19 protein-coding genes are annotated in these 22,065 nt (G+C 38.5%); 1 reads left to right on the plus strand and 18 read right to left on the minus strand.

Annotated features, from left to right (window positions below):
* Positions 1-56 precede the first annotated feature (56 nt).
* From RRY75_RS01430 to RRY75_RS01460, 7 genes are read right to left on the minus strand one after another with little or no spacing between them, the layout of a single operon-like run.
* Positions 57-749: a zinc metallopeptidase gene (locus RRY75_RS01430; RefSeq protein WP_332527133.1), complete on the minus strand. Its 693-nt coding sequence runs from the start codon at positions 747-749 to the stop codon at positions 57-59.
* Between the two features lie 16 nt (positions 750-765).
* The gene (gene fmt / locus RRY75_RS01435) at positions 766-1,701 is read right to left on the minus strand and encodes a methionyl-tRNA formyltransferase (protein ID WP_332490557.1); all 936 of its coding nucleotides are present in this window, start codon (positions 1,699-1,701) and stop codon (positions 766-768) included.
* A 9-nt stretch (positions 1,702-1,710) separates the two neighbouring features.
* Positions 1,711-2,181, minus strand: coding sequence for a peptide deformylase (gene def, locus RRY75_RS01440; RefSeq protein WP_332490556.1), 471 nt, complete (start codon positions 2,179-2,181; stop codon positions 1,711-1,713).
* Between the two features lie 15 nt (positions 2,182-2,196).
* Complete coding sequence (gene priA / locus RRY75_RS01445) at positions 2,197-4,449, minus strand: replication restart helicase PriA (protein ID WP_332490555.1); 2,253 nt, start codon at positions 4,447-4,449, stop codon at positions 2,197-2,199.
* A 48-nt stretch (positions 4,450-4,497) separates the two neighbouring features.
* Positions 4,498-4,797: a DNA-directed RNA polymerase subunit omega gene (gene rpoZ / locus RRY75_RS01450; protein ID WP_332490554.1), complete on the minus strand. Its 300-nt coding sequence runs from the start codon at positions 4,795-4,797 to the stop codon at positions 4,498-4,500.
* Positions 4,798-4,810: 13 nt separating this feature from the next.
* Positions 4,811-5,413 carry a guanylate kinase gene (gmk, locus tag RRY75_RS01455; RefSeq protein WP_332490553.1) on the minus strand — a complete coding sequence of 201 codons (603 nt, stop codon included), beginning with the start codon at positions 5,411-5,413 and terminating at the stop codon, positions 4,811-4,813.
* Positions 5,414-5,473: 60 nt separating this feature from the next.
* The gene (locus tag RRY75_RS01460) at positions 5,474-6,352 is read right to left on the minus strand and encodes a YicC/YloC family endoribonuclease (RefSeq protein ID WP_332490552.1); all 879 of its coding nucleotides are present in this window, start codon (positions 6,350-6,352) and stop codon (positions 5,474-5,476) included.
* 106 nt (positions 6,353-6,458) lie between these two features.
* Between RRY75_RS01460 and RRY75_RS01465 the strand changes: the two genes are divergently transcribed.
* The gene (locus RRY75_RS01465; RefSeq protein WP_332490551.1) at positions 6,459-8,213 is read left to right on the plus strand and encodes an Rqc2 family fibronectin-binding protein; all 1,755 of its coding nucleotides are present in this window, start codon (positions 6,459-6,461) and stop codon (positions 8,211-8,213) included.
* A 58-nt stretch (positions 8,214-8,271) separates the two neighbouring features.
* Here the strand turns inward: RRY75_RS01465 and RRY75_RS01470 are convergent, their stop codons facing one another.
* The 11 genes from RRY75_RS01470 to ytaF form a co-directional block, all read right to left on the minus strand.
* On the minus strand, positions 8,272-9,474 hold the full coding sequence (locus RRY75_RS01470) for an MFS transporter (RefSeq protein ID WP_332527664.1): 1,203 nt from the start codon (positions 9,472-9,474) through the stop codon (positions 8,272-8,274).
* A gap of 55 nt (positions 9,475-9,529) precedes the next feature.
* Positions 9,530-10,963: a L,D-transpeptidase gene (locus RRY75_RS01475; RefSeq protein WP_332528230.1), complete on the minus strand. Its 1,434-nt coding sequence runs from the start codon at positions 10,961-10,963 to the stop codon at positions 9,530-9,532.
* An 89-nt stretch (positions 10,964-11,052) separates the two neighbouring features.
* Positions 11,053-11,736, minus strand: coding sequence for a TIGR00266 family protein (locus RRY75_RS01480; protein WP_332490548.1), 684 nt, complete (start codon positions 11,734-11,736; stop codon positions 11,053-11,055).
* Positions 11,737-11,812: 76 nt separating this feature from the next.
* On the minus strand, positions 11,813-12,979 hold the full coding sequence (locus RRY75_RS01485; protein ID WP_332527663.1) for an alanyl-tRNA editing protein: 1,167 nt from the start codon (positions 12,977-12,979) through the stop codon (positions 11,813-11,815).
* A gap of 243 nt (positions 12,980-13,222) precedes the next feature.
* Positions 13,223-14,839 carry an aspartate 4-decarboxylase gene (gene aspD / locus RRY75_RS01490; protein WP_332490546.1) on the minus strand — a complete coding sequence of 539 codons (1,617 nt, stop codon included), beginning with the start codon at positions 14,837-14,839 and terminating at the stop codon, positions 13,223-13,225.
* Between the two features lie 44 nt (positions 14,840-14,883).
* Complete coding sequence (locus RRY75_RS01495) at positions 14,884-15,705, minus strand: Mrp/NBP35 family ATP-binding protein (RefSeq protein ID WP_332490545.1); 822 nt, start codon at positions 15,703-15,705, stop codon at positions 14,884-14,886.
* 88 nt (positions 15,706-15,793) lie between these two features.
* Complete coding sequence (locus RRY75_RS01500; protein WP_332490544.1) at positions 15,794-16,168, minus strand: hypothetical protein; 375 nt, start codon at positions 16,166-16,168, stop codon at positions 15,794-15,796.
* 236 nt (positions 16,169-16,404) lie between these two features.
* Positions 16,405-16,851 carry a ribonuclease HI gene (gene rnhA / locus RRY75_RS01505; RefSeq protein WP_332490543.1) on the minus strand — a complete coding sequence of 149 codons (447 nt, stop codon included), beginning with the start codon at positions 16,849-16,851 and terminating at the stop codon, positions 16,405-16,407.
* Between the two features lie 34 nt (positions 16,852-16,885).
* Positions 16,886-18,229, minus strand: a complete 1,344-nt coding sequence (gene mgtE / locus RRY75_RS01510) for a magnesium transporter (RefSeq protein ID WP_332527662.1) — start codon at positions 18,227-18,229, stop codon at positions 16,886-16,888.
* Positions 18,230-18,512: 283 nt separating this feature from the next.
* The gene (locus RRY75_RS01515; RefSeq protein WP_332490541.1) at positions 18,513-21,251 is read right to left on the minus strand and encodes a calcium-translocating P-type ATPase, PMCA-type; all 2,739 of its coding nucleotides are present in this window, start codon (positions 21,249-21,251) and stop codon (positions 18,513-18,515) included.
* A gap of 139 nt (positions 21,252-21,390) precedes the next feature.
* Positions 21,391-22,014, minus strand: a complete 624-nt coding sequence (gene ytaF / locus RRY75_RS01520) for a sporulation membrane protein YtaF (protein ID WP_332490540.1) — start codon at positions 22,012-22,014, stop codon at positions 21,391-21,393.
* Positions 22,015-22,065 lie beyond the last annotated feature (51 nt).

Genomic DNA, 22,065 nt, shown 5'->3' on the forward strand with positions numbered 1-22,065 from the left:
GTTTCGTTATCTACGCTATTCTTCATAGTATAAAAGACGCTTAGAAAGCGTCTTCTTTAATCTCTATCGTTTCCACCATAGATGAGCAATAATCTTATAAGCATCATCAATGAGGTTGCTGCACCTGCTACATAGGTGAGTGCTGCAGCTTGAAGCACTTCTTTTGCACCATCTAATTCTTCTTCTGATAAAATACCACTCGTAGAAAGTGCTGCTAAGGCACGTTTCGATGCATTGAATTCTACAGGTAATGTTACAAAGCTAAACAAAGTTGTAAAGCTAAATAAAATAATACCTACCCAGAGTAAACCCGTAAAAGGAGTGATCGCACCTAGGAATACGATTGGCAAAGAAAGATTGTTTGCAAAAGATGTAATAGGTATCATCTTTTGACGTAAATTCAAAAAACCATATTGATTAGCTTCTTGTAAAACGTGCCCCACTTCATGCGCAGCTACACTTACTGCGGCTATAGAATTTAAACTATAAGTCGTTTGTGACAGTCCAATTTCGTGTGTCATCGGATTATAATGGTCTGTCATAGACCCTTTAATAGGTCTAATCCCAATATTACCTAGGTGATGAATCATCAAAATTCTTCTTGCCGCTTCTTCTCCTGTATAGCCCGATAAGCAGCGTACCCTAGAATATTTATTAAATGTCCTTTGCAATTTCATACTTGCCCATATAGGCAAAATTGAAATCGCTAAAAACAGTATCCAATACATTGAATTGGAAGTTCCATGCATACCATCAGCTCCTATCTTAGTTCCCTAATAGTCTGCCCTTTTCAATACTATTTCCCTTAATATATTCTGATACAGGCATTCTTTTTTTATTAGGTGCTTGCATCTCCTCAATAATTAGAATCCCACTCCCTGTTTGTACATGCATACCAAGCTTGTCAACTTCTATAATCGTGCCTGGTGCATATTGGGTGTTTTCATTTGTCATGCTTGTTTGCCATACTTTTATAGGTTGACCTTCATAATAAGTATAAGCTACAGGCCATGGATTAAGACCTCTAACTTGTGCATTAATTTCATGGTTTGATTTTTCCCAACGAATCTCACCTAATGCTTTTTGGATCATAGAGGCATAAGTGGCTTGGTCATCGTCTTGCTTTTGTCTTTCTTGTCCGCCCGCTTGAATCATAGGGAAGGCTGCTTTAAGTGCCTCAGCTCCTACAACTTTCATCTTATCATGTAAGGTTTCATAGGTATCTGTTGGATCAATAGGCATTGACTTTTTATAAAGCATATCTCCTGTATCCATCCCTTTGTCCATATACATAATAGTTACACCTGTTTCAGCTTCTTCGTTAAGAATGCTCCACTGAATAGGTGCTGCACCTCTATACTTTGGAAGGAGTGACCCATGAATGTTAATACATCCAAGACTCGGTACTTCTAAAACAGATTCCGGCAAGATTTGACCATATGCTACTACTACCATAACATCTGGATTTAAAGTTTTTATGTGGTTAAGAAATTCTTCATTCCCTTTTACACGTTCGGGTTGTAAAATAGGTAAATCATATTTCAATGCAAGTTCTTTAACAGGTGGCATAAGTACTTTATTACCACGACCTTTGGGTCTATCTGGTTGAGTGACAACAGCCAAAATGTTATGACCTTCATCAATCAACATTTGTAAAGTAGGTACACTAAAATCGGGTGTTCCCATAAAAATAATATTCATGATTGCCTCCTACTGCTCTTCTTCTGTAAGTTCTACTAAATCGCCTTCAACTAAGTCTACAAAGAGTCTGCCATTTAAGTGGTCATTTTCATGAAGCATGGCACGTGCCATAAGCTCTTCACCTTCAATTTCAAACCATTCACCGTTTCTATCTTGAGCACGTAATTTAGCATAGTTAGGTCTTCTTACTGCACCGTATTTTTTAGGTACACTTAAACACCCTTCTTCACCAAATTGTTCACCCTCTACTTGAATGACTTCTGGATTCATGAACTCAATAACGCCTTCGCCAATATCTACTACAAATATACGTTTTAACAAACCAATTTGTGGTGCAGCAAGACCTACGCCTTCTGCATGATACATGGTCTCTGTCATATCATCTAATAATGCCCATAAAGATTGATCAAATTTTGCGACCTCTTTAGATACTTTTCTAAGAAGTGGATCACTTTCTATACGTATTGTGCGCTTCGCCATAATTGCCTCCTTCATTTAAAACATACTTCTTGGGTCTATATCCCAATTTATTTTTATTGTACCAGTATTTTCTCGATTAATAAACTTATTTAAACAATATTTTCCATAGATTAAGACCTTTTCTCTTTCTTCTCCCATAAGGAGAAGCTGCCATCTATATTCATCTGCAATTTTACTAATGGTGGCTGCAGCTGGTCCTACAATGCGGAAAAGTCCTTTTTTATTATAGTATTCATAATAATACTTTAACGTATGCACCTTTTGAATGACTTCTGTTTCATTTTTCCCAGAGACTACAAGACTAAACAAATGACTATAAGGTGGATAACCTAATAACTTTCTCATCTTCAACTGCTCTTCATAAAAGTCTTGTTGTTGATGGTATTTAATCTTTTCTAAAACCATATTGTCAGGACTATAAGTTTGAATAATGACTTCACCTTTTTTTTCACCACGTCCAGCACGTCCTAGTGTCTGGGTAATGAGTTGATAAGTTCTTTCTTCACTTCTAAAGTCTTGCATATACAGTGCTTGGTCTGCTGCAATAATTCCTACTAAGGTCACATCTGGAAAGTCATGACCTTTAGCAATCATCTGGGTGCCAACAAGTACATTAAATTCGTGATTTTGGAAGGCCGCAAGCATCTTGCTATGTCCTTCTTTACCTGATGTGGTATCAAAATCCATACGTCCTATTCCGAAAGCTGCAAAGTAAGCTTCTAAATACTCTTCTACCTTCTCTGTTCCACTTCCAAAGAAGCGGATATGTGCACTCCCACAACTTGGACAAGTCGTAGGAATCACTTCCTTATGCCCACAGTAATGACACTCTAAGTAACCTGATTGCCTATGATAGGTCATAGCAATATCACAATGCTTACACTTAACCGCATAGCCACAGTTTCTACAGTTAACAAAAGTGGAATGTCCACGTCTATTCATAAGAAGCATGACTTGGTTGCCAGCTTGCAAGGTGCGGTCTATAGCCTCATGGAGTGCACTACTAATGATTTGCATATTCCCATTTTGAAGCTCCCTACGCATATCTACAATTTGGATATCTGGAAGGGTTGCACCACCTATTCGTTTAGTCAAAGGTACAAGGGCAAGCGCCCCGCTTTTCATCTGTTCATAACTTTCAAGACTGGGTGTGGCTGAAGCTAAAATAAGACTTCCACCACTTTCCATCATCCTTCTTCTTGCCACATCCGTCGCATGGTACTTCGGTGTTGTCTCAGACTTATAAGTGGCTTCATGTTCCTCATCAATAACAATGAGACGCAACCGCTCCATAGGCATAAACACTGCACTACGTGGACCAATCATGACACGAATATTGCCTTCTTTAGCTTCTTGGTAAAGCCTTTGTCTTTCACCAGGTCCCATACGACTGTGTGTAAGGGCGACTACATTTCCAAAGCGCTCACGAAAACGCATTAAGGTTTGTCTTGTGAGCGCAATTTCTGGAATAAGTACAATGGCGCTGCCACCTTCTTCTAAAACTTTGCAAATCGCACTTAAGAATACTTCTGTCTTCCCACTTCCGGTAATCCCTTCTAGAAGTAAGCCTTGATAGTAAGGATTTTCAATCGCCTCATAAATCTTATCACGGGCTGCACGTTGTTCATCATTAAGGGTTTTAAACGCCTGATAATGAATAGGACTTGGTTTAAAAGTCACTAAACGTTCTTCTTTCCTTAGAATTTCCTTTTTAATCAATGTATTTAAGCTAGACCCACTCACCTCTTGACTTCTTTTAAGTTCCGATAGAGGGATCGCCTCCTCTATTAAAAAAAGTGTTAAGATGGCACGCTGCTTGTCAAAGCTCTTCTTAGCACTTTCTTTAGCAATATGTTGTTCAAGTGCATCATGACTGATGTTGCGACAAATATATGTCTCGGTTTGTGGCAACGGTCTATACGGTGTCTTAGCCATACCTGGTGGTAAAATAAGTTCAAGTGCCATAGCAAATGTGCAACCATAGTAGTTCACTAAAAACCTTGCTAGATTGACTTGTTCCACATTTAAAAGAGGCACTTCATCAAAAAGTTCTAAAATAGGTTTAATCCTATAATTTTCTTGTGGAAGCTCGTCTAAAAAGTGTATAACAAAAGCAACTTGTGTCCGGTTCCCTTGTCCAAAAGGAACCCTCACCCGTTGCCCAATTTCTACTTTTGATACAAGATGAATAGGAATACTGTAAGTAAACAAACGATCGATTTCTTCGGTTTTTGCAAAGTTCATTATCACCTGTACATACTTACTCATCTTTACACTCCTATCTTACATAAAGAATAAACAAGTGCAAGCACTTGTTTATTCTGCTAATTCTTTAATTTTAATTTTTCCTGCATAAAGTTCGTCTACTGCAATTGAAGTAGATTTTTTGTATTTAAGTTTTTCATTTAGTTCTGCTGCTTCTTTGATACGGATAGGATCGATTGGTGCTGCTTCTTTATCTCCGTTTTTAACGTTTGATTCTTCATTTACGATATCAATGATTTGTCTTGCACGTCTTGCAGCTGCAATAATGATAGAGTAACGACTTGTAACGACTTTGTCTTGAGCGTCCTCATTTAATTTTTCCATAAGTTGAGTGTATGATGGTTGTAGCATGGTAATTCCTCCTTTATTTTTTAAGCATATTCTCAATATAACTTTTATATCTATAACTTTTTAGTTTTTCAGCTTGCACAATTTGTTTGATGTGGTCTACTGCGTCTTCTAAACGGTCATTAATAACAATATAGTCATATTCGCGATACATTTGTAATTCATCTTCTGCACGTTTTAAACGCACTTCAATCACATCATCTGTTTCTGTTGCACGTCCTATTAACCTACTTTTAAGCTCTTCAAAATTAGGCGGCATAATAAATACAAAAATAGCATCTGGATATACGCTCTTAACTTGCATGGCACCTTGTACTTCTATTTCCAAAATGACGTCTTTTCCTTCTTCAACACTTTTATCAATGAAACTTTTGGGTGTCCCATAATAATTGTTGCAGAAATTAGCATACTCTAAAAGCTCGTCTTTTTCAATCATTTCTTCAAATTCTTCTACAGTTTTAAAGAAATAATGAACTTCGTTTTCCTCACCTATACGTGGTTTTCTTGTTGTAGCTGAAATAGACAGCCTAAAATCTTCTTTAATTAATTCTTTTACGATTGTCCCTTTACCTGAGCCGGATGGGCCTGAAAGGATAATCTTAAGTCCTTCACTTTGCATCATTATCTCCTTAAAATCAAAATATTATTCTTCTTTATGTTCTAAGTCACTTCTATCTAGCTATTCTATATTTTGAATTTGTTCTCTCATTTTTTCTATTTCGGTTTTTAGTTCTACCGCGCAAGAAGTAATTTGATATTCACTCGCTTTAGAAGCAATAGTGTTGGCTTCACGATTCATCTCTTGCATTAAGAAATCTAACTTACGCCCTACACTACCTTCTTCTTCTAAAATAGCTTGAAGTTGATCCACATGACTTCTCATTCTTGTCAATTCTTCGTCAATTGCCGCACGGTCTGCAAAAAGTGCAAGTTCCGTTGCAAGACGTGCTTCATCTATAGGAATCTCTTCAAGTAATTTATGAATGCGATCTTCAAGTTTGACTTTATAGCCTTGTACGACTTGGTCACTGACTTGTTCAAGCATCTTGACAACTTCTAAAATTCTAGATGCTTTAAGGGTTAAGTCTTCTTTTAAAGCCATCCCTTCTTTTTCACGCATGCTCATCACACTTTGCAACGCACTGTCTAAAGCCGCTTCAATCATTGGCCATAAATCTTCTAAGTCTGATGCTTTCTTATGGATGGAAATGACATCATTTAGACGCATTAGCTCTGCTAAGCCAATATTATCTTCAAGACCTAACTTATTTCCAATTTGTCTGAGTGCTTCTACATAAGCTGTACAAGCCCCTTCATTGACCACGACTTCTACATCATCTTCCGATACACTTGTCATAAAAAGGTTTACTTCTACTTTCCCTCTTGAGATGAACGTCTTCACTTTTTTGCGCATCTGCTCCTCAAGTGGTGTGAGCCCTTTTGGCATACGTATAGAAAGTTCACAATATCGATGGTTGACACAGCTTATTTCTATATTTACTTTTCGGTTATGTGCTTCAGTCTCACATCTGCCGTATCCTGTCATACTTTTTATCATACGGTTACCCCTTTACACTTTAATCGCTTCATATTATAGCACACATTACTTTTATTTTCAAAAAAATTATGCTATACTCCGTGTATTAATTAAAGGAGGTCCCATTATGGCACTAGACGGTATTGTTGTATCCCATATTGTATCAGAACTTAGTCAGGCCCTTGTTGGTGGGCGTATCGATAAAATTTATCAACCTGAAAAAGACGAGCTTTTAATCTCTGTACGTAACCAAAAAGATTCTTATAAACTCTTTTTAACTGCACAAAGTAACTATCCTCGTATCCATCTAACAACCCGTGTTAAAAACACCTCTAACACTCCACCTATGTTTTGTATGCTCCTTCGTAAGCATCTTTCTAGCGGGAAAATTTTAAATGTTTCTCAACCTGGTTATGAACGTATTGTTCAAATTGACATTGAGGCCATGAATGAGTTAGGTGATCGTGAAAACAAACGCCTTATCATTGAAATGATGGGTAGACACAGTAATATTATTTTGACTAAAGCCGATGGCACGATTATTGATAGTATTAAACATATTTCAGCCATGCAAAGTAGTATGCGTGAACTCTTACCAGGTAGAGCTTACTTCTATCCAAATAACCAAACTAAACAAAATCCAAAGGATTTAGTAAAAGACAGTTTCATTCAACATCTTAACACTTTAGAAATGCCCCTCTTTAAGGCACTTTATACAACTTATCAAGGATTCAGCCCTATGATTAGTCATGCACTTTGTCTTCAAGCTAGAATCCAAGATGAAACCCTTTGCAATCTCCTTTCTCCAGAAGACATAGAAAAGCTTTACTATGTTATGCGTGACTTTATGAATGGTGTCCAAGCTCGTGCTTATGTGCCAACACTCTTTTTAGATGAGACAGACCACGCTGTAGACTTCTACAGTTTTCCACTGGCCTTGTCCTTTCCTAAAGGTGAATCTTATAACAGCTTATCAGAACTTTTAGAGTTCTTCTACTTTGACCAGTCTACTCGCTCTGTTGTGTCTCAAAAAACTTCAGACATCAAAAAGTTGCTTTTAAACTTTATAGACCGTAATGTACGCAAAAAGGCTATTCAAGAAAAAGCCATTGAAACCAGTGAAGATGCAGAAATCTATAAAATCTATGGTGAGCTCCTTACAGCCTACTCTTTCCAAGTGCCAGCTGGTGCCAAAACATTTGAGACGGCAAACTACTACAGTGAAAACTATGAAATGATTGAAATTCCACTAAACGCCAACTTAAGTGCCATTGAAAATGCTCAAAAGTACTTCAAGCACTACAACAAAGCTAAGCGTACACTCATTGCAGCCCATGATCAACTTGAACACATTAACGAAGAACTAGAATACTTACACTCTGTACTCGTTTCTCTAGACTTCCTTCAAACGCAAGCAGACATTGATGGTTTGCGTCTAGAACTTGTAGAGATGGGTTACTTGAAAAAACGCAAAGCAGCTAAAGGCAAACCACCTAAAAATGCGATGCCTTATATGCAGTTTGAATCCAGCGCGGGTGAAACCATTTATGTAGGTAAAAACAATTATCAAAATGATGAACTCACGATGAAGTTTGCTAAGATAACAGACCTTTGGCTCCATATCAAAGATGGACCAGGCTCTCACGTCATCATCAAACTCAACCCCGGTGAAGCCCCAAGTGATGTCACCTTAATTGAAGCGGCTATGCTTGCTGCATACTTTAGTAAAGCCAAACAATCTAGTAACGTAGCCATTGACTACACCTATCGTAAAAATGTCAAAAAAGTACCCAATGCCAAACCAGGCATGGTGATTTATACAAACTTTAAGACAGTGTATGTAACACCTGATGAAAAGCTTATTAAACAACTTGAAAAATAAATATTAAAAAGGCTTGTCTATCTTAAGTGATGGACAAGCCTTTTTAGTATTTATTCATTTACTTTTTCTTAAGCACTAAACCTTTTAAGAGGATGCATGCCATCAGGGCTGCTAGACCGGCAAAGACAAAAGGAAGCTTAGGTCCAATACCAAAGATAAATCCTGAACCTAATGAACCAATCACCATCCCAAGGGCCTTAGCTGAACCTTGAACCCCCATGACTGTACCATAGTCCTTGTCTGCCAACTTGGACACCATACTTTGTTGAATAGGAATAACCAAGGCACTTGCCATCACAAAACCTACTAAACAAATCAGTACACCTGCCATGGCATTAAAGGTACTTGCCGCAATAAGAAAGATACCCGTTAATCCTGTGGTATAGCGAATTAGTCGGCCTTCTTCTACTCTAGTACTCAACCATGGCCCTACAAATACATTCATGATGAGCCCAATCACACCCGCCACCGCCAGTACTAACCCATTGACTGTACTTGGCATATTGAGTATAGATTCAATATAATAGTTGATCGTAGAGTTATAGGCTGTTGTGGTTATATTGATTAATGCCATGACCACAATCAAAATCCCTATAGCCGATTTAAAGTCAATGGACGCTTTACGTGGCTTTAAATGCTCCATATAAACAACTACTTTCTTGCCCTTTTCTTTTTGACTTGCCATATAACGAATCGTTGGAATCAGAATAATGGCTAAAACCATACAAAAAGCTCCTTGAGCAAGGAAAGTATACTGATAGTGATTTTGCCCAAGCACGCCACCTAAGAGTGACCCCATAGAGGTTCCTAATGATAAGGTAGCTGTATAGTAAGATAAATACTTCATACGCACTTTAGGCTCTGTCAAATCTGTCAAATAGGCAAGGGCTGCTGTAATATAACAAATGGAGAACGTACCACCTACTAATCTAAAAATAACAATAGGAAAGATATGACTACTTAAGCCAAATCCCCACTGACTGAGTCCATATCCTATGACACCTAAAATAAGAAAGCGCTTTCTGCCCTTTTGGTCTGAAAGAGAACCCCAAATCGGCGACATGATATAGTTAGCTACTGCCATCAAGGCAAAAAACACACCAAACATATAACTTGGAAAGCCATTTTCATTAATCAACTTAGGCGTTACAGGATGGGCCATATTGAACGTGGCCATAATAAATAAGTTTAATACGAGTAAGATACGTATTTGCTTGAGTTTTAAATCTTTTTTGTCCTTTGTTTCATCATGTACATTCATTTTTTTCCTTCAATTCTATACGTAGTCTTCTCTATTGTAACAACAACTCTCACCTTTATTCAATATATACTTTAGATTTCTCCGGTACATTTTTGTAAATCCATTCACTGTCTTCCTCTGAAAGACGCACACAACCATGAGAAACTCGGCTGCCTAGCTGATACAATCCAGACTTAACATATTGACCTGTCTTATCAAATAAAATGGAATGGTACATATAATCTCTAAAAATCACAGACGCATTTTTACATCGAAAACCTCTACGCTCACCAAAGTAGGGGATTTTGTATTGTATTTCAAAAGTTCCAGAGGGCGTTAAACTGGTATCTTTGCCCGTAGAACATTTCATAGTTTTCACCCACTTCCATTGATTTTTTTTACCTTCAAAAGCATAAGTTCTTTGTCTTAAAAGATCTGTCCAAAGCAAGGCCGTCGTTTGACTTTCATAGTCTTTTAAGTTAACGTAGTCTTCAAGTTCCTGTTGTGTGGCTTGCCTATAACCTTGTCCATTATCCCCTATAATCTGTACACTCCCTAACGGGACGATAACTTTTTTGCCCGTTTCATCTATAAGTACATGGTATTGCCCTTTCTCACTTCGCCACAGTTGAACCTCTTGACCATTTTCAAATGTGCCTACCTGATAGTTCATCTTAACCATTACTTTAAACTTCGGAAAAATCTTTTCAAGACTTTGAATTCTTTTAGCCTTTTCATAGCTTTGGTATAAGCTTGTCGGTCTTTGTCCATAAACTTCTGGAGAGGGTCGTCTAAAGTCTTGTACACTTTCTAAGTAGGTCCCAAGATAAATCACAGCCTTCCCCTCAATTTCTTGTTGCAAATCCAAGGAGTGTATACCCTGTGGCTCTATAATCTGATTCTTAGTACATACGTCAATAAAGTTTTCACCATCCCAATACATATCTAAATAATCAAAATAAATGGGGTACATCGAGGTGTTTATCATTTCTTTTGGTGTGACTTCTAAATAGTTGAGCGCCTCATAACTTTTAGCTTGTGCCAAATAGCCCCCAGGCACTTGTATCATCTCAAAAAAAACACTTAGTGCCTTAAGAGGGATTAAAGTTGCCCCCTCTACTTGGATGCTATAGGTGGGTGTATCACCTAGTAAAATTTGCTTCTCACCCATCTTAAAAACCATTTCTCCCTCTAGATTAGGTGCTACCCAGTCTAGGGGCTTATCTGTCTTTATGCCAACTTCTCGTGTCAGTTTCCAATAAGCATCACCTTCTTCTTTGGCAATGCCCATGTCTATCACTGTTTGGAGTGGCACAAAAAGGTGTTCACACGTTTCGTAGAGGCTAAAGGTTTCTTCCTTCAACTTGAGCGTTTTCTCGCTTACATTTAATAGGCCAATAGGTAATTGGGTATCGAATCGATTAACAGGAAGTGTCCCACCATACATTTTACTCCAGCTTAATCCTGCAATACACAAAATAAAGATAAAAAAATAAGGGCGTTTCATCATCTCATTCCTCGTTTTTTATTTTATATTGCCCGATTGACTTTCTAATCATACAAAAAAGGGCACCCTCATCAGATGCCCTTAAAATTTTATTAATTGCCTGCTGTTGGTAAAAACGGAATTAAACGTCCTGCAAAATTTTGCATGGTAATCGTTTGAAGCCATACCGTTCCAGGTCCTGTAAGACGGGTTAAGAAAAGACCTTCCCCACCAAAGAATATATTTTTGAATCCTTTTACTGTCTCAATTTCATAGCGTACACCCTCTTGGAAACCTACTACGTTTCCAGTATCCACTTTAATCACTTCGCCTGGTGCAAGCTCCCGTCTTACAACGCTTCCTGCTGCTTCTAAAAAGACCATACCTTGCCCACTAATACGTTGAAGAATAAAACCTTCTCCGCCAAAGGCACCTGCTGAAAAACGCTTTGTAAATTCTATCCCTAAATCTACACCTGGTGTCCCACAGAGAAAAGCACTTTTTTGACAAATATACTTATGTCCCCCATCTACTTCTAATGGGATAATCTTTCCAGGAAAGGTAGAAGCAAATACAATTTCTGACTCAGGTTTTGTAGCTGTATACGTTGCCATAAATAGGGATTCGCCCGAAAACATACGACCAATACCTTTCATCAAACCACCTTTGACGTTAGTATCCATTGTAATGCCTCCATCCATCCAAGCCATCCCACCGGATTGGGTATAGATACTTTCTCCTGCATTTAACTTAATAGATACAGCTGGTAAATCCTCACCAAATATACGATATTCCATTTTCATCACCCCAACACATTCATTTTCTTTATTATACCGTTTTTAAAGGTCTTCTGCAACTTAAGGTCAAGCCTACTTATACCTTTTTACAGTATTTTGCACCACTCCATCTTATAAAGGTCTCATGAATAGCCTCAAAATCTCCTTCTAACGCACCTTGGTAAATGTCTTTGCCACCACCTTTACCGTTAAACACCTCATGGAGCTGCTTGGCAAGGGCACCCGCTTGTCCCCCTTGCTGACCTAATGCATACTTATAGCCCTTCCCATCAAAGGCAAGTAATAGGCATGGTGCCTCAGAGCGTTCCATCCATAAATTCACAAAAAGTCTTAGGTCAAATGGTGTCCCTTCTTCTAAAAGGCAAAGTGGCTGATGTACATCTTCTTGGTGTAGTTTGGTCTCAAAAACTTTAGCTTTTAGCTGTCCAACTTGTACTTTTAAGCTTTCTTTTTCTTCCACAAGACGTTCTACGCCCTGAACCACTTCTTCTGGTTTGGTAGACAGTTGCCCCATTAGCCTTGTGATTTGTGTATGCTTCATCTCATAGTCTTTGCGTGCACGTGCACCACATAAAAGCGTCAATCTTGTCCCGCCTCTGTGCTTATCTACACTCATAATTTTAATCATTCCAATAGCACCTGTTGCCTGGACATGCACCCCACAGCAGGCACAGCAGTCATACCCTGGTATATCCACCAGTCGAATGATTCCCTCTAACACCTTTTTGGAACGGTACTTGGCAACTTCAATTTCAGCTTGTGTATAGCCCTTACCCGTAATCGGGATATTTTTGTAGATAGCTTCGTTGGCAAGGACCTCGATTTGTGCCACTTGTCCCTCACTTAAAACACCATCAAAGTCCGCCGTCATTTTGTCTTCCCCTAGTGCAAATCCTACATTGTTGTAGCCATATAGCTGATGAATCAGTCCTGATACAATATGCTCACCGCTATGCTGCTGCATCAAGTCACGTCTTCTTTCCCACGCTACAATACCTTCTACAACTTGGTCGACTTCTAAAGACTCTCTAAGCTGATGATAAACAGCACCCTCTTCTTCTATAAAACCTAATACTTCTAAACCATTTAAAGTCCCGTGGTCACCAGGTTGTCCACCACCTCCAGGGAAAAAGGCTGTTTGGTCAAGTAAAATCTTATATATTCCCTCCACCGCGTCACAGGCTAAGACCCTAGCATTAAAGGTTGTAACCTCTGGATTATTATAATAAATTAATTCTGTCATCCTATACCTCCATTACAGTCATTTTAATGCAATTCCTTCTCCATGTCTATTTTAAGTATTACATCCTTTTCTTGCTGTACAAGGCTGCCCCTTGATCTATATGTTATATCTCATTTTCAGCTCTCTCACTTTATTGTATAGCATCCTTTCATACTAACAAAAAGGGTGTCCTCCTTAAAGAGAACACCCTTTTATTATCATGATTTTGCCAAATAATTGATAAAATCCAAACTTTCCTAGCGCCTAAGAAAGTTTTTTTACTTCTCTTGCCCATTGTTGTAGGACTTGGTACATGGCACGACCAATTCTTAAGTACGCGCCTTCTTCTAAGTTGGCTAAAGAAACACGTACAGACCATTTAGAAGATGCAAAACCATCTCCTGCTAATAAAATGACATTATGTTGGTGCGCTAGTTCATAAAGGAAATCTACGCATTTATAACGACGGTTCATGGCTGTCGCCACCTCAGGCCCCCACTCTTTTTGCATCCACTCATAGAGATTGACTTCTGTGTAGTAGTACGCATCATGTGGATCTTTTTCCATCTCACGTTTCATACCTTCATAAAGCAAGCCTTTTCGTTTTTTACAAATACGTCTTGTTAGCTTTTTATAACGGTCGCCTTCATCTAGTAATGCAAATCCACTAAATAAAGCCATCTGTACTTGTTGTGGGGTAGATAACCCTGCCGTATGGTTGAGTGCAACCAAGCGGCTATCTGCTACCATACGGTCAATAAATTTCACATCTGTAGCATGTGTCCCGAGAGAAGTATAACGTTTTTCAAGTTCTTCCTTCTCGCAAGCTTGTAGCTTCTGAATTTGGTCATCAAATACATTCTTTTCATGAAGAAGCACTGTTCCAAGTCTCCAACCTGTTACACCAAAGTATTTGGAGAATGAATAAATACAAAGGGTATTATAAGGTAAGTCTGCCATAATGGAACAAAAATGAGGAACAAATGTGCTATACACATCGTCTGTAACAATCATCAAGTCTGGGCGTTCTTCTTTAACCAATTGGATCAAGTAAGATTTACTTGTATCATTTAACGCGATAGAAAGTGGATTATTGGGATTAACAATAAACACTGCTTTAACCGCTGGATCTTTAAGTTGGTCAAGCGCCTCTTTTGTATATTGCATACTTGTTTTGCCGTTTTCTTGTACTTTACTTGCACGAATGTAAACCGTCTCAAACTCATAGTCTGGTAATTCGGGTATTTCTAAGTAAGGTGTGAAAATAGGCGTCATAAGCGCAATTTTGTCCCCTTTATGTAAAAGATGATTATGCATGAGAGAGTCAAAGAGATAACACATCCCCGCTGCTCCACCTTCAACACTAAAGAGTTGGAAGTCCCCTTCTATTTCACGGTCTGGACAAAGTTCTTTTAACAAATAAGCTTTTACAATCTTTTCAATATGAATCAGTGAGCGGTCTGGGAAAGGATATTGATCGCCTATAATCCCATGCGCTAACTCATAGATAAAGGCTTCTTCTTCAAATCCTAATCTGCCTACACCATAGTGCACAAACTCACGAATAAAACCTGCAATATTCGGTTCTGGATACGCTTTTAAAAAACGTTCGAGTCTTCCTGCAATGCCTTTTAGAGTAGGCATACCACCTAAATTTTCTTCTTTCCAAGTACGTTGTGTCTCAAGGACTGCAAATTGACCAAAGGCAAAGAAGGCTTGTCTTGGAAGTGTGGCTGTCCAGTTTGGATTGCCTCTTCCTGCATCTAAAATTGGTAATTTTTCTTGGGAATGTTTTGCAATAGTAATTAAAATTTCTTTAAATTCAAAGCCGCTAATCTTCTCATATAACGACTCTACTTCTCCTCTTGTTGGACAAGACATGATAATTTTCCTCCTAGTGTTCCTGCAAGCAAACGCTATTCATTTTAAAATTTAATAATTTTTTCTACTGTGTTGTTTAATACTTTTTGTACTTCTTCTTCATATTCTGTAGCTTGTGTAACAGATAAGTTACCTACAGTTTGTGTCATTGGAAGTTCACCTAAAAGTTCAACATCCATTTCTTGTAGGAACTTGTCCATACCTTCTTGGTTGAACATTTTAATTTTCTTGCTACAATCTGGGCAAAGAATGTAACTCATATTTTCAATAACCCCAATAACAGGTACATTCATCTTACGTGTCATATTAATGGCTTTAGATACGATCATAGAAACCATATCTTGTGGTGTAGAAATCATCACAACACCTGTCATCGGTATAGACTGCATGGTTGTAAGGGCAACATCCCCGGTTCCTGGTGGCATATCTATCACTAAGTAGTCTAAGTCCCCCCATACTACATCTTGATAAAACTGTTTCACGGCTCCTGCAATAACTGGGCCTCTCCAAATAACAGGTTGATTTTCATCTTCCATCAGTAGATTTACAGACATGACACGAATGCCTTCTTCTGTTTCCACTGGGTAAATCAGTTCACCCTCTGTTTGTACATTGGCTTCTTTAATGTGTAAAAGTCTTGGAATACTTGGGCCAGTAATATCGGCATCCATAATCCCAACTTTATTCCCATTGGCTGCTAGTGTTTTGGCAAGAAGTACAGAAAGTGTAGACTTTCCAACTCCACCTTTACCACTCATTACACCAATAATTTTCTTAATGGTACCATGTGTATTTAATTGTACTTGACAGCTTGATTCATTTTTATTACATGAACCTTGGCTTGGACAACTACTGCAACTTGACATTCTATTCACCTCTTATTTTATCATTTCCTCAATCTATTTTAGGCCTGGTATTTTTCTGTGTCAAACCTTTTGAGGACTTTTTTATTGATTAAAAACTATCGTAAAGCATTTCATCATCGTCAACCCACTTGTGGCTACACACATGACAGCTATAGTATTCATCCACTACAAAGCGTACTTCCTCTTCATCTATACCAAAGCACTCACGCACTTGATTTAACTGTATTTGTTTTAAACATGGATCATGGTAGATGACATATTGTTTACTATTGGTGTTGTAAGCAACCCGCCCTCTAGGCCAAAAGTCATATTTTTCTTCATACTTTTTTTCAAATTCATTACGCCATACACGGTCGTGGCCTTCTGGCGGATTATAGAAGACACCTTGTTTTGTTCCTGCTAGTGTCTCGTACTGCTTGGTTAATATTTCATCTTGACAAAAAAACACGCCAATTTGTGCCATATGTCCTGGCCCCCTCATGTAGGATATTATGTCTATGCATTACCCATCATTATGTCTAACTTTAGTCCATTTGTCAAACCTTCTTCACATAAAAATACCCTTTAATTTACTCTCATTCCTCTTTTTTTATGCCCTAGGGCCTACTCATAAAAATTTCTCTCCTTTAGATAAACAAATAACCATATTTATACCGACTTCTTATCAAACAAAGTCAACCGTATAAATATGGTTATTTTTTAAAGCTCGTCCATCGCTTTGTTGCAAAGGGCATCTGCTTTGTTATTGCCAAAGTTGTCGCTATGCCCCTTTACTTTAATAAACTTAATTTCTTGAAACTTTTGCTTTTCCTCATAAAGTTCTTGCCAAAGTGCCTTGTTTTCTACAGGCTCTTTCTTAGACGTCACCCATCCCTTTTTCATCCAGTTGTAAATCCAACTGGTGATTCCATTTAAGACATATGCACTGTCTACCATAACCTCTATAGGGACATCGTACTTTTTAAGCGCGCGTAAGCCCTCTATACAAGCTGTAAGTTCCATAATATTATTGGTAGTACCTTTTGCACTGCCATAAAGTTCTTTGGTTTTACCTTTGTAGGTTAAATAGACACCCCACCCACCTACATTATTATTTTTCCCATTGCCACGGCAACCACCGTCACAATAGATAATAATTTTATCCATAGTCACCTCTTCATTTGACGTATACGTTCATCTTTTAGACTAAATATTGAATAAAGGCTGTTGCAAGACCTAAGAAGAAGAAGAAACCAAGTACATCTGTAAACGTCGTTACAAAGACAGAAGATGCAAGGGCTGGGTCTACCTTAAGCTTTTTGAGTACAATAGGTACAATAAGCCCTGATAAAGTCGCTACAACCATGTTAAGAATCATGGCAATCCCAATCACTAAACCAAAGACCACGTTGCCTTCCCAAAGGTAGCCTAAAATAGCAATGACAAACCCTATGGATACACCCGTAATGAGACCTACGCCTAATTCTTTGATCAAAGCCTTTTTAATATGCTTAAAGTCCAGTTCTCCAAGCGCTAGACCACGTACAATAACAGTCAGGGTTTGGGTTCCTGCATTCCCACCCATCCCTGCTACAATAGGCATAAACGTGGCAAGCGATACAACTTTCTCAATAGTCCCTTCAAATAGCCCAACAACTGCAGAAGCAAAGATAGCTGTGAGTAAGTTGACAAATAGCCAAGGCAATCTGCTCTTCACAGATTCTTTCAAGGTCCCGTTGACCTTCTCTCCTTCACCAACCCCACCTAGTTTGTGAATGTCTTCTGTATTTTCATCACGCAAAATTTGCATGGCATCATCTACCGTTACAATTCCTAAGAGTCTACCGATACGGTCAATAACAGGTAAAGTTAAATAGCCATACTTCTCAAACAAATGGCCTACTTCCTCTTGATCCATATCAAAAGGAATCGTTTCCACGTGGGGTTGTAAAATCTCTCCAATAGTGGTTTCAAAATGGGTCGTTACGAGCTCCTTTAAGGTGACAACCCCTTTTAATTTATCTAAATCGTCAATGACATATAAGTCATAGGCATGGTCAATTTCTTCTTTATTATCTTGTAAATACCTTAGTGTTTGTTTCACCGTCATATGGGCTTTAACACACACAAATTCTGTGGCCATAATACCCGCTGCTGTACTTGGATCGTAGCTTAAAAGCTGACGTACCTTTCTGGCATCTTCCTCAGTCATCTTAGCTAAAATTTTATTGGCCTGATCTTCGTCTAACATGCCTAAAAGGTCTGTAAGCTCATCTGAAGCCATTTCTTCTATAATATTGCGTTGTCTATTTTCACTAAAGCTCATCAACAGGCTATATTTTTCTTCTGGATCTGCCTCATCTATAATATCTGCTATATAGGTTTCAGGCAATCTACTTAAAATATCTCGCCCGTTTTCCGCATCTTCTCTTAAAATATCAAGGATATCTACAGGATGGACATTTTCAATATACTCTATAATTTTATTTTGTGGCGCGTGAAGTAAGAACTTTCTAAGTTCTTCTTGATTCATGTTTGTTTTCATCGTCTGTCCCCTTTCTCTAGGGGGCACCAGTTCCTACCGGGGTATGACTGGCCGCTTCCCCGTCTTGCTGACTACTTCGTTCCGACTGTTCGTTACTTGGATTATGCGAATCCACTCATACCACCTCCTTTTATTTGAACAGTAAAAAAAGACTTTTTGCCACACGCAAAAAGCCTTAACTTGCTGGACTTCACAACGTTTTAGCACTATAAGCTTGTAGCACTATAAAGCGTAGACAAGTTGTAAATGTCACTCTTCTCTATTCATCATACCTAACCCTTATTTATCTGTCAATAGATTCCTTAAAAACCTTACTCCCTAATCGCATCATCAATTTCAATACTTCATTAAATACAATGACTGTACATCCAACTAGAAGAATTTTTCCCCACATATGTTGTGTGAGTGGTACTGCATTGAAAAATTGACCTACAAATTGAGTAATAAGAATTTGTACTGCGCCTGTAGCTGCAATCACTTGTAACGCCACTTTATTCTTTAAGAAGTTCGGGAAAATACTAGCGATCCCAAACTCTCTACAGTTAAAGGCGTTGAATAACACTAAGAAAGCAAACAAACTGAATGTTACTGTTTGGATTTCACTAGCATGTCCAACTACACGTGCTGGGTCAGCTCCCAATAAATTCCATTTAATTTGAGCATACAGCACACCTGCTATGTATAGACTGTTGAGTGCAATAGTCACGATCATAAAGCGGTTGATAATACTTGCCTTACGATCAATAGGTTTACGTTTCATAACTGTTTCCCGAATAGGTTCTAAACCAAGTACTAAGGCTGGTGGCCCATCCATAATAATGTTAATCCATAAAAGGTGAATGGTCGTAAACGGCATATCCTGTCCCATCAACTGACTGACAATAGCCATCATAAAAGCAATAATATTAACGGTTAATTGAAACTGAATAAACCTTTGGAAGTTGTTATAAATCCCACGTCCCCACTTAATGGCTTGAACAATGGTACTAAAGCTATCATCTGTCAAGATAATATCCGCTGCATTTTTACTGACCTCTGTCCCTGCAATCCCCATGGCTACCCCAACATCTGCTTTTGTCAGTGCAGGTGCATCGTTGATGCCATCTCCTGTTACGGCTACGACTTCTCCGTTTTCTTGTAGGGCTTGGACAATACGCATCTTAGTTGTAGGTTTTGACCGAGCTACAATCCCAATCGTCTTAATTTGCTTGCACAGTTCCTCATCACTTAAGGCATCAATATAACTCGATTCTACTGCACGTAAGTTGCAAGGGCCACCTACAATACCCAGTTGCTTACCAATAGCAATGGCCGTTTGGATATTATCCCCTGTCAACATCTTCGTTTCTATTCCACCATCTTTGGCAATTTCAATGGATTCTTGCACCCCCTCGCGAAGCGGATCACAAATGCCTACAAAACCTTGAAAGATTAAGGTTTTATCCCAATTTTCACGCCGTGCAAAGTCTTGTATCGTAGCACTTTCTAAAAAGCCAAAGGCCAGTACACGCATAGCCTCTTTTTGCAAGATTGCCATCTCTTTTAAAATCTCTTCTTTACGTCTGCTTGTCAGTGGAATTAACTCTTTGCCTCTTCTTTCATAAGCACATTGGTCTAAAATCATTTCCGGTGCCCCTTTGGCGTACACCTTATATTTGCTAGGTGTATGAATCATCGTGAGCATATACTTATTTTGTGAGTTGAAAGGGACTTGTCGGATTAAGTCGCTCATTTCTCTAGCTGTTTGATAGTTAAAGTTTTTGCAAAGACGTAGCAAGGCACATTCTGTAGCACTTCCCATATATTTAGGTTCTTGTCCACTATATTCTACATCTGCTGTACTATTGACAAGGCAGTTATGAATAAAGTCTTTATACTGTGGCAAATCCTCAGCATCCACATAGTGACCTTCTAGGTAAACACGCTCCACTTGCATACGATTTTGAGTCAATGTTCCCGTTTTATCACTACAAATAACACTCACACTTCCTATGGTTTCGCACGCTTCTTTTTTACGCACGAGGGCATTAATTTTTGCCATCTGCTTCATGGTAATGGCCAAGGTAATATTAATCATTGTTGTCAGCCCTTCTGGTACAGCAGCAACAATAAGCGCAACACATACAACAAAAGCTGTTTTAATCTCTGGGAAGCAGAGGGCTAAGCCTTTTAGAGACCCTCTTAATGCCTCCCCACTTGTAAAGTCCATCTTAGTCGGTGCTTCTTGCAAAATTTGTACAAACATATAGACAAAGAGCATGGCTGCAATGGCTGAAGACACTTGTGAAATACGTTTTCCTAAGTTGTCTAGCTTAATTTGAAGGGGGGTATCTGTATCCCTCTCCCCAAGTTCCTTAGCAATATGGCCCATTTCAGTGAAGTCCCCTGTAGCTGTTACTGCCATAACACCTGTTCCTTGAGCAATCAAGGTCCCTCCAAAAAGCATATTCTTTTGGTCTGCTAAGTAATCCGATTCTACGATGCAATCTTGCTTAGTTACATCATCCGATTCACCTGTAAGCATGTCCTCTCTCACTTTAAACTCTAAAGCCTTTAAAATACGGCCATCCGCTGGCACCATATCGCCTGTTTCTAAAAAGACAATATCCCCTATGACAACTTCACTTTTATGAATGACTTTCTTCACGTCATCTCTCATCACCTTCACTTGAATGTCATCCGTCATCTGTGCTAAAGCTTCTGCTGCCTTCTTGGATTTATTTTCTGTAATTAAACCAATGGCACTTCCTATTAAAATAGCCATACAAATTCCAATCGCATCATGATATTCACGAATTAGTAAGCTAATACCTGCTGCAATCAATAAAATAATAATGAGTTGCTGGCTTAAAATTTCCTTCACTTCTTGAAGCAAACTACTTTGTTTGAGCTTGGTAAATTCATTTTTCCCATAGGTTTGAATCCTATTTTGGGCTTCTTTTTCGGTAAGTCCCCTTTCTTCTAATACTTTGAGCTGCTTAAGTACTTTGTCCTTAGGTTGCCTATAAAACTTGTTTTCCACTGTATTTTCTCCTCCCTACTTTCTTTAAGTGTTAGGTATTTTCATTCTATGCCTAGCTTGTCCTAAATATGACACCGAATTTTGACCTCAACTAAAAAAAGTGCTGTATCGCCACTTAGGCGCTACAACACTTTGAGGTTTAAAATAATTTTAAAAAGGCCAACACAATAAGGGTAATGCCACTCAACCAAGAAATTTGTAAGTTCTTAAGATTTGCAAGGCGACACCCTAGGGCACAGCCTAGTAAAATAGCTACCATACTCACAAGCATGGATACAATCAGCGTCTCCATATAAGGTGTTTCCACCAATCCGCTTCCAAACCCTGCTGCAATGCCATCTAGTGATAAAACAATCCCTAACGAAATGGCTTCCTTTACACTTAATACTTTAGACTGGTCACAGTCAGCTTTCGTATTATCCATATAGATGTCTAAAATGAAGTGGTAATCCCAGCATTTAAAGGTAATGCCTTGGACATGATTGGCATGACGACTTAACACGTCTTTGATTAACCCTTCACAAAACCTAGACATTCCCAGTAATAGCAACAACACAAAGCATACAATACCTGTGACTTGTGGTGGAAGCCATCCACTTATAAGTGCACCCCCTGCCATAGACAAAAGTAAAATCAAAGAACTTATCCCGCTTAAAGCAAAAGCAGACTTCAAAGGAATTTTAATGCCATCTACGCCATAGGCAGTACTTGCCACAAAGGCATCTATAGATAAGGCCATAACTAATAAAATGACTTCGATCATAACTTATTTAACCACCTTATTTTACTTCTCCCTATCTATTTATATGAAATT

Origin of the sequence: Niameybacter sp., assembly GCF_036655075.1 — a bacterium.
Taxonomy (GTDB): domain Bacteria; phylum Bacillota; class Clostridia; order Lachnospirales; family Cellulosilyticaceae; genus Holtiella.